Source organism: Alteribacter keqinensis (genome assembly GCF_003710255.1).
Taxonomy (GTDB): Bacteria; Bacillota; Bacilli; order Bacillales; family Salisediminibacteriaceae; genus Alteribacter; species Alteribacter keqinensis.
In genome coordinates, this window is record NZ_RHIB01000001.1 from 573413 (window position 1) to 587295 (window position 13883).

Consider the following 13883-nt stretch of genomic DNA (forward strand, 5'->3'; position numbering starts at 1 on the left):
GTAATCAGTTTAGTCTTTCTGCGCAGCAAGCTCTGCTTCTTTTTTTCGTTGTTCCTCATAGTGTGCCTCTGCCAGCTTATCGATTTCCTTTTTAAGTTCATCGACCATAATTTCTTCCGGAACTTTACGGATAATTTCTCCGTGTCTGAACAGTAACCCTTCGCCGCGCGCACCGGCAATACCAATGTCCGCTTCCTTTGCTTCACCGGGTCCGTTAACTGCACACCCGAGAACACTGACTTTAATTGGTGCATTTACCTGCTGGATATATTCTTCCACTTCGTTTGCAATACTGATTAAATCAATTTCAATACGTCCGCATGTAGGACAGCTGATAAGAGTAGCCGCATTAGCTGCAAGACCGAATGTTTTTAAAAGTTCTTTGGCTACTTTTACCTCTTCAACAGGATCGGCACTTAATGAAATACGTACTGTATTCCCGATTCCTTTGTTTAAAATGACCCCAAGACCGGCAGCACTTTTTACAGTCCCTGCAAATAAGGTACCTGACTCTGTGATTCCAAGGTGTAGAGGGTAGTCAAATGCTTTTGCGGCCTTTTCATAAGCTTCAACAGCCAGACTGACGTCTGAAGCTTTCATGGAAACGATGATGTCATGAAAGTCCAGATCCTCAAGGATTTTAATATGGTGAAGGGCACTCTCTACCATCCCGTCAGCTGTAGGATATCCGTACTTCTCAAGAATTTTTTTCTCAAGAGAACCTGCGTTTACACCGATACGGATCGGGATTTTCTTTTCCTTGGCAGCCTTAACGACGGCTTCCACCTTTTCACGGCGGCCGATGTTTCCGGGGTTGATCCGTATTTTATCCGCACCGCCCTCGATGGCTTTTAAAGCAAGCTTGTAATCAAAATGAATATCCACTACAAGTGGAATGTTAATGCGTTTTTTAATCTCCGGAATGGCTTCTGCTGCACGCATGTCCGGACAGGCAACACGTACAATCTGACATCCCGCTTCTTCAAGACGGAGAATCTCAGCTGTAACAGCATCCACATCATGCGTTTTAGACATGGTCATACTTTGAATAATAACTTCGTCGCTGCCTCCGATTGTCAGCGGTCCGACTTGAACCGGACGCGTGTTTTTACGATGGGTGATTTGAGTCACTGCGTGATCGCCCCTTTATATTAGTAAGAATAAAAATCAATAAATTACTATCCTCACACATTGTACCAACCGGCTGTGATACTGGCAAGGACTTAGATTTTTACCGGGGCAGAGAGGTTATGATGTCTGCTGCAGAGTTTCTTTATATACAGGGAAGCGATAGGTGCTGCCAATTCTGATATCGTGAGCATTTACATCGGGATTGAGCTTTTCAAAATCAGTTACAATCTTCTCAAAGTCTGCATCGAGGAGCACGTCCTGGTGAAGGGCTTTAACAATAGTATAAACAGTATGACCTGATTGAACGATCACTTCCTGGTAGTGAAGGGTATCAGCAGGAGGTGGTGCGGTCACAGGACTGTTTTCCTGACTTGTATCTTCGTACCCGTTGGTTGTGTTGGGTAAGGTCCCTTCAGTGAGATCATAATAAACACTGATGGCAAGTACCACGACAAGTCCGAAAATCAATAACTGCTTCATTAAAAGCACCTCCCGTTCACGGTTATACCCTATTCGTATGCTTGTCCCATCTTTTTATGACAAAAAATAAGGTGATCTGATAAATGTCAAAACAGGAAAAGTTAATTGTATTTATGCTCGGTCTGCTCCCATTTTTAATGGTTATCGGAAATTCCATGTTTATTCCACTTCTTCCTACGATGGAAGTGGATCTGGGTATTACAGCAGTTCAATCAGGCCTTATCCTGACGGTTTTTTCTGTGCCTGCAGCTTTATCCATTCCATTTACGGGCATTCTTTCTGACCGGGTTGGAAGGAAACGGGTTGTCATAAGCTCTCTTGCAACCATAGCACTCGGCAGTGTTGTATGTACCCGGGCGATGCTCATACCGGGAGAAATGGCTTACTGGATCCTTCTCATTGGCCGTTTCATTCAGGGGGTAGGAGCAGGAGGAACCGCTTCCCTTGCTATGACATTTATAGGGGACATCTTTAATGGTGAAAAAAGAAGTGCAGCTCTCGGTATCATGGAAGTGTTTAACGGACTGGGGAAAGCTGTAAGTCCGCTCCTCGGTGCCTTGGCAGCACTCGTTATCTGGACAAGCACCTTTTGGATTTACTTTCTCCTTTCGGTACTGGCTCTCGCAGGCATTTCAAAATACATTCATGAAACTCCATCAGATGATCCGCCTCTGAAGAGGAAAGAATACCTGCATACTGTCTTCTCTGCCATTAAAAGAGAAGCCCGCTGGCTGATTCCTGTTATGGTTTCAGGCGGAGCAGCATTGTTTCTTCTGTTTGGCCTTCTTGTATTTTTGAGTTATGAAAGTGAGAGGGTGTACGGGATTGGAGGTGCAGTGAAAGGAGTCATTATCGCTGTCCCTCTTTCGGTGTTTACCATTGCTTCCTATTATTCCGGAAAAAAAACAGGGCAGAATCCCGAAAGGATCCGGTCCTGTTTTACTCTCGGTTTTATGTTGATCGGCATACCTTTGACTCTGGCACTGGTAGGGAATTCTTTATTATTAACAGTCATCTATCTGATGTGCATTTCAGCAGGAATCGGAATTTTTCTTCCGTGCTGTAACCTCCTCGTTACATCTGCCGTCTCACAACATGAAAGGGGAATGGTGGTCTCTTTTTATCACACGATCCGTTTTCTTGGTGTGGCATTCGGGCCGGCAGTATACAGCTCGTGGATGTTTGACGAATGGGGGATGTTTGCTAAATCGCTTGTTCTCATTTTAGCTGCGGCAGTATGGGTTAAAGTAACGTATCCGCACACAGGTCTGGTCGTACAAAGAGGCTGATTGAGTCTTTTCACAGAGATGAATTACAGGTAAGATATGGTTAGAAAGACGTCGTTACAGAAATATAAAAGCGACCTGGAAGGAGAAAGAGAAACAATGAAACATAAACTGATGAAAAGTACGATGGCTGTTTTTGCAGGATGGTTCCTGTTTGCATCAATGGCATTTGCTGACGCTGCGCCAGGTGATGTCATTGTCACACTCGGGGAGGATCTGAATGCAGATCAACGGGCACAGCTTCTTGATGAGATGAACGTAGATGAAAATGAAGCACAGGTTGTCTATGTAACAAATGAAGAGGAACATCAATACTTAGGTAATTATATATCTTCCAGCCGGATTGGCTCCAATGCCTTATCTTCTTCAAAAATTACGCTCCTTGAAGAAAATTCCGGATTGAGCGTAAAAACAAACCGCATTGACTGGGTGAGTGAAGCCATGTACACTAACGCCCTTGCTACAGCCGGTGTTGAAGATGCAGAGATTTATGTGACAGCCCCATTCAATGTAAGTGGTACTGCTGCTCTTACAGGACTGATCAAAGCTTACGAAGTCTCAACCGATGAAGTCATACCGGAAGAGCAAAAGCAGGTAGCCAATGAAGAAATGGTTAAAACAGCTGAACTCGGTGAGAACGTAGGTGTAGACCAGGCAGCTGAGCTTATGACCCGTATTAAAGAAGAAATTGCTGAAGGTAATGTAGAAACAGAAGAAGACCTGCGTGATTTAATTGACCGCATTGCCGCAGAACTTGGAATTGAATTAACGGATGAAGAAAAAAATGGCCTCGTCTCACTGTTCCAGCGCATGCAGAACCTGGACATTGACTGGGGACAGGTGCAGGAGCAGATCGGAAGTATCCGGGAGAACCTGACAGATTTTCTTGAAAGTGAAGAAGGGCAGGGTATTATTGATTCCATCCTTGCCTTTTTTGAAGCACTGATCGATGCAGTAAGAAGCTGGTTTTCATCAGCTTTCATTTCACCATTTGTGAAATAACAATGGAGAAGATGACGCAACTTGATTTTCTGGGGGCAACAAATGGGGAGGTATTACTTCCTCATTTGTTGCTTTATTTTAGTTGATCAAGGTTGTTTTAACAAAAGTTGTAGTCACTATATTAATCCTCTTAAGATCAGAAAAGTCAGTTGTTGATTTCCGCTCATTGCACGCGGGCGGTTCGGGAGCCTCCTCAGCGCTTTGCGCTTCCGGGGTCTCCCCGGAACTCGCTTTTCCCGCAGGAGTGTCGCGCATTCGCTCCAATCAACACTTTTATTAAAACAGCAATGATATTTAACACATCATAAATACAATATTCATTTTATGATGCAATTAGAGTGGTGAAGTTGTTTTCGGATTTTGACTTTTTCAGTGGGTTTCTGTGCGCTGTGGGTCTTCCCCGGCATCTACTGACACAGGAGTCTCGGGCACTTCGGCTTCATTATTATTCCTCTTTTAAATACAACAATCCATTCTAAAGCATTGTTGTACAAAGATGAAACAGAGACTGCTCACTTCGTCTGGGGCGTCTTTCCTCAACTGCCAGGAGTCTTCGAACATCCCGGGAGCCTGAGGAATATCATCAACAGTGATCAATTATTGCTTCAATACAAAAAGCTTCAGGGCATCATTTGCAGAGGAGAAAAAAGAAGCTACGCTGGCTGCTGATACAAGCGATCTGAAACAACGGTTTAAAAAACACATGAAACCTATTTCGAATCTGTTCGTATATAAACTACATGCTATTATTTGTTATGATAGGCATAATGATAAATGAATTCTCTTTTACTGACAGGGGGATATAAAATGGAAATGTTGGAATCAGCAACAGTTGGCTTTCTTGTTGTGTTTCTGGGTACACTCTTCATCTTTGGTGAGATAATGGTGAGGTCAAAGGGATTGTTTGCGGTACTTGGTATTGGAATAATGAGTTTGTATTTTTCCTACCACCTTACAGCTGATGCAGGACTTTGGGTTGTTCTTCTCTATCTCATCGGTCTTGCACTAATTATTTTTGATGGGAAAGTCACTACAGACGGTACGATAGCACTGGTGGGGGTTCTGCTGATGATCCTTGGACTGTCACTTCCGACTCCTGGTATCATTTACGGCACACTCGTTGCATTCGCTCTGATCCTGGCTGTACCAAGTTCGTTTTTGTTCACTAAAGTATTTCCGCCAAGGAACCTTTGGAACAAAATGACACTGAAAGATAAACTGTCTTCTGAAGAAGGTTACAATTCCATGAATGAGACTTACAAGGAACTTGTCGGAAAATCGGGTGTAACCAAAACGCCGTTCAGACCGACTGGAACTATTGAAGTTGAAGGGAAATTGTATAGCGCGACTTCTGATAACCAGTGGATTCAGAGTGACGAAAAGATCAAAGTCGTCAGCGTCGACGGAACAAGAATCGTTGTTGTTCAGGATGAGTAGTTTTGACATAAAAATAACTGATTTCTTATTATGTTCCATTAGGCACCTTTAAAAGGTGTCTTTTTTGCTGTTGAAATAGGACACAGTATTATAAAAAATCAGAATAAATAGTTCTAAAGTACTGTTTAATGCTATACGACACGATTCAGCAAAACCTTTATAGGACTTTTACATGTGTATTGTTTATAATGATACTACATCAAATGTTCTATATTGTTATCCGATTGGTAAAGCATCCCAAGTGAATACTTAAATTAGCTTGAAAACAGCCGCAGTAAGTGAAACGAGATTGACGCACAACGGTTACAGAATTGGTTATTACCATTATGGTAAAGTCGATGATTATTCTGAACCATCCTCCTTCTAGTTCAACGGCAAACCTATCGAAAGGTAGTGACGCAAAGCTACGGGTCTAAGGGACGCGCTGTTCTATGACCGCCGAGCCACCTAGCAGGACATAATCGAGGGGAGGATTTAAAAGGTGGCAGTATCAGGACGAGTGGACCAATGGTATGATGAAGAATGGGAAGAGCTTATTAAAGAAGCATTGGACATGGGTCTAACGCATGAAGAGATCCGGTCATTTTTTAACAGCGGGATTATACATAAAGAAAACGTGATCCATAGGTAAATAAGAAGATCTTACAGGTACTTTCAATGGTTGTTGAAAGTACTTTTTTTGTCTGGATTAAAAGTACCATGCTGAGGATTTGATTTTTTGAGAGCAAAAGTATTGTGAAGCGTTCTAGAGGGTAAATAGAGGACAAGGAATTACCTTTCGAAACATACCTTTTGATTACATATGAGCCAGGAATTAACCCGGCACATTGTTTAATTGTTCAGGAAAGCCGGATTAAGATACAAAAAAACCTCCCATAATGGAGGTTTTCTTCTGCTCATTTTTTCATTTTCCATTTGTTAAATTCCAGGAAGTCCCGGAACTCCTCTTTGGAAACACCTGAGTTCATTGCTTCTCTGACCAGGGACTGCCATTCGTCATCGATAGCCCCTCTGTTAGTTGAGTGGTCAACATCGTCTCGTAGTAAGTGATCGACGCTGATATCAAGAACAGAGGAGATTTTCTCCAGGAATTGAATAGAGGGATTTGACTGTATATTGCGCTCAATTGCACTAAGGTAGCTCTTGGCAACACCCGCTCGCTGGGCAAGGTCTGTTAATGAAATTCCTTTTTCTTTACGATATTTTTTAACACGTTCGCCGATCATCGGGCATTCCCCTTTTCGTTATCAGGCATCTGCGATTATCCGGTTTTATATATATACGTATGTTTTATGTTCGCTATGACGGTTCATTGTTCACTGATTTGTTCGCTAATAATAAATATAGCATACTTTTATATTATGTGACATTTTTGGTCAAAAGTTTTATTATCTTTTTTTAATGCACCCTGCTTTCTTGGATTTTTACTGTGAAATACATAAAAAGAACGGGAAATTGTCCCCGTTCTTCCTCTTCCTTATTATTCTTCTGTTTTTGGCTTTGGAATGTACCTAAGCACCTGGAACAGCATCACGATTGCAATCGTCCAGTAAATACCGAATTGGAACGGTATGTTCAATCCTGTTACATTAACGAGTGCAAAGATCGTAGTGGGGAGGGTAACCGTGAAGGCTGCGAGTACCCAGCTGTGCTTGTAAGTCATATTGGGCAGGCCTACTGATTTTTTAAAGATAAAGCCGATGAGAGCAAGGAAGGTGACACCAATAAACTTACTTGCTGTATAAAACAAGTACATAAGCACGATGATCAGGCTTATAATAAGAGGCAGCATGCCTGAGAAGGCTTCAACCATATCTACGGCCTGAGTTTTTGTGAGATTCAAGTCGAGATCCTGATAGGACACAGGCTGCTGTGTAACACCGTTGGTTATCAGGATTGCTTCGCGTTCAAGAAGGGCGATCGCTTCGTCGTAGTTTCCGCTGATGTCACTTTGTGTTAATTCACCTGAAGGGTCGAAAATAATGGTCTGACCATCTTCTTCATTGATAACGGGCTCGTCTGTTTCATCTGACGTAAGAAGGCCGTTTTGAATCTGGAAATCCGGGACGTTTTCTTCCAGATGATTTTCCAGCTGGTTAACAAAGGAATAAATCGTTGTCCCAAGAGATATTGCAAGTGGAATAAGGGTAATAAACATAAGTAAAAATACATAACCGATCGCGCGTCCTATTTTGTGGTGACGAAAAGAGGCGATCATTTTCGGTGAATAAAGACTGGCAATAAACTGTTTAAAAATATTCATTCGTGCACTCCTTTTACAATCTGAATAATATCCTTTTTAATTCTAGCTGAAGTAGGAGATAAGTACAAGATTTCCTTATGCTTCCAGAGAAAGATGCTGTTTTTAATGGTTGGTTAAAAACTTAATAAAATCTTTACAATTCGTTAATAAAAGATTAAAACTTTAGCTGTAGGATGAACATCGTTGGACAAAAACAAACAAAAAATGAAACTTACTTCAGTCACAAGGGGATGAGATGAATGGAATTAGAACTTCGGGATCTGCTGTTTATGTTTTTCGGCGGATTGGCAATTTTCCTTTTTGGTATTAAATTTATGGGTGACGGTCTTCAAAAAGTTGCCGGGGAAAGACTTCGTGACATTCTTGATAAAACTACAAGCAACCCTGTGATGGGTGTATTTGCAGGTATCTTTGTGACAGTTCTTCTTCAGACAAGTACAGGGACGACAGTACTTACGATCGGACTTGTTAACGCCGGATTTATGACGTTCAGGCAGGCGATCGGCGTTATTATGGGAGCGAATATTGGAACAACAATTACAGCTTTTATCATCGGACTTAATATTTCTGAATACTCACTCCCGATTCTGGCAATCGGTACATTTCTGATTTTCTTCCTTAAAAATAAAAAAGCAAACAATTATGGACAGGTATTCTTTGGTTTTGGTGCTCTCTTCTATGGGCTTGATTTGATGGGAGACGGCCTTCGCCCATTAAGAGAATGGGAACTTTTCATGGATTTAACTGTACAGATGAGTGATAACCCGCTCCTTGGTGTGCTTATTGGTGTTATTTTTACAGTCAGTGTTCAAAGTTCCTCTGCAGCTATTGGCTTACTTCAGCAGTTGTATGCACAGGGAGCCATGGACCTGTCAGCAGCCCTTCCTGTTTTGTTTGGTGATAACATCGGTACAACAATAACAGCTGTACTTGCGGCTTTAGGTGCTTCTCTTGCAGCTAAGCGTGCTGCAGCGTCACACGTAATCTTTAACCTGGTTGGTACGATCATTGTTTTAATATTCGTTGTACCTTATACAGCCTTTATTGCAAACATCAGTGAAAGGCTAAACCTGAACCCTGAAATGCAGATTGCGTTTGCTCACGGGATTTTTAACACAGCCAACGTAATTATCCAACTGCCGTTTATAGCGGTTATTGCAGCGATTATTCTGAAGGTATTACCTGGTAAAGAGAGCGTTGTTGAATACAAGCCGCAGCATCTTGATCCATCCATTATTCAGCAGTCTTCATCAATTGCCCTTGGACAGGCGAAGAAAGAAACGCTTCGGATGGCTGAGTTGTCAGAGAAGGGTATGGTTGAAGCCCGGGAGTTTATTCGTACAAACCAAAAGCGTCATTCGGAGCTTGCCTTTCAGTTTGAGGATGCCATTAACAACCTTGACCGGAAAATTACAGAATATCTTGTACAGATTTCTGCGAATTCCTTATCAGCACATGATTCCGAAGAACATTCCATGCTTATGGATACGGTCCGTGACATTGAACGTGTAGGGGACCATATGGAAAACCTTGTGGAACTTGGAGAATATCAAATTGCCAACAAAGTAAAATTGAGTGACCTGGCCATGGAAGATATCTCTGAGATGTTTGATTTAACAATTGAAACATTGCAGCAGGCAATCAGTGCACTTGAAAATGGTGATATTCTCGCCGCCCGTTCCGTTGTACTGAAAGAAGAGCAAATCGATAAGATGGAAAGACAGCTTCGTAAAAAGCACATTATCCGTTTGAACGAAGGTAAGTGCAGCGGTTCTGCCGGCATTGTCTTTGTGGATATGATCAGTAACCTTGAACGTATTGGTGACCACGCTGTAAATATCGCAGAGGCTGTGATCGGAGAAGAATAATATGGTAAAATAGAAGGGGCGAAAATGCTCCTTCTATTTTTCTTAGTCAAAGGTGATTTTTGGTTGAGTGGATGCACCGGGTGCTGAGAAAGCTTCTGAATCGCCCCGCGGTAAGGAAGCGCATGCAGAGGAAATTAAAATCAAGGTTCAACAGCCTTCTTCTCTCTATGAAGAAGTCCTGCTGTAAAGGGATTCGACACTTTTTTATTTATTTTTAAAAAACAATTGACTTCTTGTTCCATCACATGCTAAGATATTCATTGTCTTTGAGAAAATAAATAACATCTTGGCGGTGTAGCTCAGCTGGCTAGAGCGTACGGTTCATACCCGTGAGGTCGGGGGTTCGATCCCCTCCGCCGCTACCAAGAAGGACCCTTAGCTCAGTTGGTTAGAGCAGACGGCTCATAACCGTCCGGTCGTAGGTTCGAGTCCTACAGGGTCCACCATACAACGGCTACATAGTTTTCAGTCTTTGCGGATAAGCTTTTTATACGGAGGAATACCCAAGTCCGGCTGAAGGGATCGGTCTTGAAAACCGACAGGGGCTTCACGGCCCGCGGGGGTTCGAATCCCTCTTCCTCCGCCATTATCTGTGATCAACGATTTATGTGTTCATACACTGAGCATGTAAATCGTTTTTTTATTGTCCGGGCCTGTGTTCACCAGGGAGTCCAAAAGCCTAAACAATGAATGGGATCACGGTCTTTTGATAAAATAGAGATACCCTGATGAGTGCGAGGTGTATGGAAAATGGATGTTAAAGTAACGAAAGAAGCCCAGGAAAAGATCCTGAGCATGACTGATAAAAAGAATAATAAACGTCTGATTATTGAAGTCGAACACGATACAGACGGGTGCGGGTGCATCGTAAGCGGAGTTGCCCGGCTTGTTCAGCATCAGGATGTTCCGGAAGGGTATGATCGCTTAAATTCCGATTTTAATAATGTCGACTTTGTTATAGACCCAAAGATGAAAGTGTTCTTTGATACCCTGGTGACAGTTGATTTTTCCAACGGTAAGCTGCAATTGAAAAGCCCGAACCAGATGCTTAATCCCCGTTTAAAATTTATACCCCGGCCGCAGTGACGGTTTCAGATCCATAAGTTATCCAGACGAATATCCCCAGAATAATACAATAAACAGCGAAGTAGGATAGCTTTGTATTTTGAACCATGCTGATCAGCCAGCGGATCCCGATAAGAGCAAATAGAAATGCGCTTAGGAATGCTATTGCCAGGCTGGCAGCACTTAATCCGGAGAAGGATGAAATGCTCGTCAATTTTAAAAGGGTAAGTCCGGAGATAATCGGTATCGACAGAAGGAAGGAGTACCTCAGTGCTTCTTCCTTTTTCAGTCCGAGCATCATAGCACCGACGAGTGTGCTTCCTGCTCTTGATATACCAGGTATTACCGCAATGGCCTGAGCCACACCGATCCAGCAGGCATCCCTGATTGTGATGTCCTCTTTTCCTTTTCGTTCCCTGAAGCCCCCGTGTTCAATAAAAATTAGAAAGATTCCGGTAATAATTAGAGCAACAGCAATAAGGGAGAAGTTTGTAATTCCGCTTCCCAGTGCACTTTCCAATAGTTTCCCTGCAATAAAAGTAATAAACGTTGAGACAAGAAGGAGAAGGACAAAACGGAAATCGTTCTTACCTGTAGAAGATCCTTTCAGAACATAATTGGCAGCATTTGATAATAAAGAATGAAGTTCTTTCCTAAAATAAACAAAAACAGCTAATAAAGATGCGAAATGCAGCCATACTTCAAAGGTAAGTGTTGGATCGTGGTAGGAGATTCCGAGCATTTTTTCTGCTATTAACAAATGAGCGGAACTGGAGATGGGGAGAAACTCGCTGATTCCCTGCACGAATCCAATTATGAGTGCTTCAAACCAATTCATGATAAATCTCCTTTCAGATAAAAGGCTTGTCTTCTATCACTTATATTTTTAATCGGATGATTCTATGACAAAGGAGAAGGAAATATAGAACCTGGTGAAGAATAGTTGTAATTGGGTATCAGGTGTTTATTGTTTGAACACCGAGGGTATATCTGGTAATGTAAAACGTAGAGCATGATAGGTGCTCTGCGATGTTGGAATGCCTGTCAGACGTGAGCATTCATTCGGTTGAAATGAGGCGCTGCCTCATTCACATAAAAAGGATTACATACTACTAAGGAGGAGATTTTAGATGGCTTTCACACTTCCAGAACTACCTTACACACACGACGCATTAACACCGCACATTGATGAGGAAACAATGCAGATTCACCACGGCAAACACCACAACACTTACGTAACGAAGCTAAACAGTGCACTTGAAGGGCACAGTGATCTTCAAAGCAAAAGCTTGGAGGACCTTCTTACTGACCTGGAAGCATTACCGGAAGACATTCGCGGAGCAGTTCGCAACAATGGCGGTGGTCACTATAACCACACACTATTCTGGCAGATCATGAGCCCGAATGGCGGCGGTGCACCAACTGGTGAACTTGCTGATGCCATCAACAGTGCCTTCGGTAGCTTTGACAAATTCAAAGAAGATTTCAAAAACGCTGCTCTAACTCGTTTTGGTTCAGGCTGGGCATGGCTTGCTGTAAACAACGGTAACCTTGAAATTACAAGCACACCTAACCAGGATACACCGATCATGGAAGGCAAGACAGGCATTCTTGGTGTAGACGTTTGGGAGCACGCTTACTACTTGAAGTATCAAAACAAGCGTCCGGATTACGTTGATGCATTCTTTAACGTAATTAACTGGGATGAAGTTGCTAAGCGCTACGCTGAAGCAAAATAAAAAATTGTAAAATAGTCGAAAGGGGTCCGGTTTTCCGGACCCCTTTCTTTTTTTATGATTGTGCAATGGAACTGTTTTGATTGGTTGTGCAAGTGGAGAGGAGCAGCATGGATGCAGGAGGGATAAGACAATGGATGAAGTTAGTGGTGAATTTCGGTGGAGTAATAGACACCATGACAACTGAAGCCATCTTTCTGCATTAAAATTAAATATCCCCCCTCTTATTATCCTGTATTGTCAACCAGCTCCCCTCTTTTTACATAATTGTTCGGGGGACAGACCCCGGTTTGGTCTGCATATCTGGGAATCGTTTTGGCACACTAATTGACGTACCTACATAAGGAGAGTTCAGCCATGAAACGATTCCTGCAGGCGCTTGCCGGTGATATAGAATTGAATAGAGATTTAGGGTTGCTCCTGTTAATTGGAGGCTTGTATTCCCTCGGAATTGCTTTATCCAATACATTTGTGAATGTATATTTGTGGAAGCAGTCGGGTGAGTATGTTGACATTGCGCTGTACAATCTTGCGGTTGTTATTTTCCAGCCATTGACCTTTATTCTGGCGGGGAGGTGGGCGAAGAAAATTGACAGGGTAATCGTATTGCGTCTGGGGGTTATTTTCCTCAGTGTTTTCTTTACAACTGTTCTGAGCATGGGAGAAAATGCCGGGAAGTATCTTCTCATCCTCGGTGCTTTACTCGGGATAGGGTATGGCTTTTACTGGCTGTCATTCAATGTTCTCACGTTTGAAATCACTGAGCCTGAGACCAGGGATTTCTTTAATGGTTTTCTCGGGATCCTTACGTCTTTTGCCGGGATGATTGGCCCGATTGGTGCAGGATTTATTATTACCCACATGCCCAGACTTACGGGCTACCGCGTTATTTTTGCGATTTCTCTCGGCCTGTTTCTCCTGGCAGTGGTATTGAGTTTTTTCCTGAACCGCCGTTCAGCAGAGGGGTCCTTTGAGATGAAAGACATCTGGAATTTGAGGAAAGAGGATGTGAACTGGAAAGCGATCTGTCATGCTCACTTTTTTCAGGGGCTTCGTGAAGGAACATTCATCTTTTTAATCGTAGTCTGGGTCTATGTAGCAACAGGCAGTGAGCTTGCATTAGGAACCTACGGTCTCGTAGCTTCTGCTGTAGCGTTCATCTTTTATTACCTTGCCGGTAGGTTTATAAAACCCTTATATCGGAAAAAAGCTATTCTTATTGGCGGAATCATGCTTTACGGCGCGATTTTTCTGATTATCTTTGATTTGAGCTTCACAAAACTGCTCATATACGGTGTTATCGTTTCCGTTGCATATCCGCTTTTGCTCGTTCCTTATATTTCTTTGACATATGATGTTATCGGGAGCGGATGGAATGCAGCAAAAATGAGAGTAGAATACATCGTTGTCCGGGAACTTTTTCTCAATTTCGGCAGAATCTCTTCCATTTTGCTTTTTATCGGTGCGGTTCTTCTTTTGGGAGATCAAAAAGGCATTCCGATCGTGCTCCTTATACTTGGGGCAGGGCACACCGTTATATACTGGGTCGTTAAGGGGATTAACCTTCCTCATACAGACGAAAAAGAGAACTTTACTGTGATGAAAAAACGTTAAA

13 protein-coding genes, 3 tRNA genes and 1 riboswitch are annotated in these 13883 nt (G+C 42.6%); of the genes, 11 read left to right on the forward strand and 5 right to left on the reverse strand.

What is annotated here, in order from left to right; genetic code table 11:
- Nucleotides 1-9 precede the first annotated feature (9 nt).
- The gene (ispG, locus tag EBO34_RS02770) at nt 10-1131 is read right to left on the reverse strand and encodes a flavodoxin-dependent (E)-4-hydroxy-3-methylbut-2-enyl-diphosphate synthase (protein ID WP_122896426.1); all 1122 of its coding nucleotides are present in this window, start codon (nt 1129-1131) and stop codon (nt 10-12) included.
- Nucleotides 1132-1248: 117 nt separating this feature from the next.
- Complete coding sequence (locus tag EBO34_RS02775) at nt 1249-1611, reverse strand: hypothetical protein (protein WP_122896427.1); 363 nt, start codon at nt 1609-1611, stop codon at nt 1249-1251.
- An 83-nt stretch (nt 1612-1694) separates the two neighbouring features.
- On the opposite strand from EBO34_RS02775, the gene EBO34_RS02780 reads away from it, so the two are divergent.
- The 4 genes from EBO34_RS02780 (at nt 1695) to EBO34_RS02800 (ending at nt 5967) form a co-directional block, all read left to right on the forward strand.
- The gene (locus EBO34_RS02780) at nt 1695-2900 is read left to right on the forward strand and encodes an MFS transporter (RefSeq protein WP_122896428.1); all 1206 of its coding nucleotides are present in this window, start codon (nt 1695-1697) and stop codon (nt 2898-2900) included.
- Nucleotides 2901-2996: 96 nt separating this feature from the next.
- Nucleotides 2997-3899: a DUF1002 domain-containing protein gene (locus EBO34_RS02785; RefSeq protein ID WP_122896429.1), complete on the forward strand. Its 903-nt coding sequence runs from the start codon at nt 2997-2999 to the stop codon at nt 3897-3899.
- Between the two features lie 807 nt (nt 3900-4706).
- The gene (locus tag EBO34_RS02795; protein ID WP_122896431.1) at nt 4707-5336 is read left to right on the forward strand and encodes an NfeD family protein; all 630 of its coding nucleotides are present in this window, start codon (nt 4707-4709) and stop codon (nt 5334-5336) included.
- Between the two features lie 363 nt (nt 5337-5699).
- A riboswitch (cyclic di-GMP riboswitch) is annotated at nt 5700-5787 on the forward strand.
- A gap of 30 nt (nt 5788-5817) precedes the next feature.
- Nucleotides 5818-5967 (forward strand): anti-repressor SinI family protein, encoded by a 150-nt coding sequence (locus EBO34_RS02800; protein ID WP_122896432.1) that lies wholly within the window; start codon nt 5818-5820, stop codon nt 5965-5967.
- Nucleotides 5968-6232: 265 nt separating this feature from the next.
- Here EBO34_RS02800 and EBO34_RS02805 read toward each other — a convergent pair whose 3' ends face one another.
- On the reverse strand, nt 6233-6562 hold the full coding sequence (locus tag EBO34_RS02805) for a helix-turn-helix domain-containing protein (RefSeq protein WP_122896433.1): 330 nt from the start codon (nt 6560-6562) through the stop codon (nt 6233-6235).
- 254 nt (nt 6563-6816) lie between these two features.
- Nucleotides 6817-7599, reverse strand: coding sequence for a DUF1189 domain-containing protein (locus tag EBO34_RS02810; RefSeq protein ID WP_122896434.1), 783 nt, complete (start codon nt 7597-7599; stop codon nt 6817-6819).
- Nucleotides 7600-7838: 239 nt separating this feature from the next.
- Here EBO34_RS02810 and EBO34_RS02815 point away from each other — a divergent pair, with 239 nt between their 5' ends.
- From EBO34_RS02815 to EBO34_RS02835, 5 genes are all read left to right on the forward strand, one after another.
- Nucleotides 7839-9467, forward strand: a complete 1629-nt coding sequence (locus EBO34_RS02815; protein ID WP_122896435.1) for a Na/Pi cotransporter family protein — start codon at nt 7839-7841, stop codon at nt 9465-9467.
- A 288-nt stretch (nt 9468-9755) separates the two neighbouring features.
- Nucleotides 9756-9832, forward strand: a tRNA-Met gene (locus tag EBO34_RS02820).
- Between the two features lie 4 nt (nt 9833-9836).
- Nucleotides 9837-9913, forward strand: a tRNA-Ile gene (locus EBO34_RS02825).
- 47 nt (nt 9914-9960) lie between these two features.
- Nucleotides 9961-10053, forward strand: a tRNA-Ser gene (locus EBO34_RS02830).
- 164 nt (nt 10054-10217) lie between these two features.
- Nucleotides 10218-10553: an iron-sulfur cluster biosynthesis family protein gene (locus tag EBO34_RS02835; protein WP_122896436.1), complete on the forward strand. Its 336-nt coding sequence runs from the start codon at nt 10218-10220 to the stop codon at nt 10551-10553.
- Here EBO34_RS02835 and EBO34_RS02840 read toward each other — a convergent pair.
- The gene (locus tag EBO34_RS02840) at nt 10534-11370 is read right to left on the reverse strand and encodes an undecaprenyl-diphosphate phosphatase (protein ID WP_122896437.1); all 837 of its coding nucleotides are present in this window, start codon (nt 11368-11370) and stop codon (nt 10534-10536) included. The two genes, EBO34_RS02835 and EBO34_RS02840, sit on opposite strands and share 20 nt — an antisense overlap.
- Before the next feature lie 292 nt (nt 11371-11662).
- Here EBO34_RS02840 and EBO34_RS02845 point away from each other — a divergent pair, with 292 nt between their 5' ends.
- Both EBO34_RS02845 and EBO34_RS02850 read left to right on the forward strand, forming a co-directional pair.
- Complete coding sequence (locus EBO34_RS02845; RefSeq protein WP_122896438.1) at nt 11663-12271, forward strand: superoxide dismutase; 609 nt, start codon at nt 11663-11665, stop codon at nt 12269-12271.
- Nucleotides 12272-12625: 354 nt separating this feature from the next.
- Nucleotides 12626-13882 carry an MFS transporter gene (locus EBO34_RS02850; RefSeq protein WP_122896439.1) on the forward strand — a complete coding sequence of 419 codons (1257 nt, stop codon included), beginning with the start codon at nt 12626-12628 and terminating at the stop codon, nt 13880-13882.
- Nucleotide 13883 lies beyond the last annotated feature (1 nt).

Bases quoted from the DNA above. Each gene is read 5' to 3' on its own strand.
- EBO34_RS02810 (WP_122896434.1), bottom strand. From the start codon at position 7,599: ATGAATATTTTTAAACAGTTTATTGCCAGTCTTTATTCACCGAAAATG.
- EBO34_RS02775 (WP_122896427.1), bottom strand. From the start codon at position 1,611: ATGAAGCAGTTATTGATTTTCGGACTTGTCGTGGTACTTGCCATCAGT.
- EBO34_RS02850 (WP_122896439.1), top strand. From the start codon at position 12,626: ATGAAACGATTCCTGCAGGCGCTTGCCGGTGATATAGAATTGAATAGA.
- EBO34_RS02815 (WP_122896435.1), top strand. From the start codon at position 7,839: ATGGAATTAGAACTTCGGGATCTGCTGTTTATGTTTTTCGGCGGATTG.
- EBO34_RS02805 (WP_122896433.1), bottom strand. From the start codon at position 6,562: ATGATCGGCGAACGTGTTAAAAAATATCGTAAAGAAAAAGGAATTTCA.
- EBO34_RS02795 (WP_122896431.1), top strand. From the start codon at position 4,707: ATGGAAATGTTGGAATCAGCAACAGTTGGCTTTCTTGTTGTGTTTCTG.
- EBO34_RS02780 (WP_122896428.1), top strand. From the start codon at position 1,695: ATGTCAAAACAGGAAAAGTTAATTGTATTTATGCTCGGTCTGCTCCCA.
- EBO34_RS02845 (WP_122896438.1), top strand. From the start codon at position 11,663: ATGGCTTTCACACTTCCAGAACTACCTTACACACACGACGCATTAACA.
- EBO34_RS02840 (WP_122896437.1), bottom strand. From the start codon at position 11,370: ATGAATTGGTTTGAAGCACTCATAATTGGATTCGTGCAGGGAATCAGC.
- EBO34_RS02835 (WP_122896436.1), top strand. From the start codon at position 10,218: ATGGATGTTAAAGTAACGAAAGAAGCCCAGGAAAAGATCCTGAGCATG.
- EBO34_RS02785 (WP_122896429.1), top strand. From the start codon at position 2,997: ATGAAACATAAACTGATGAAAAGTACGATGGCTGTTTTTGCAGGATGG.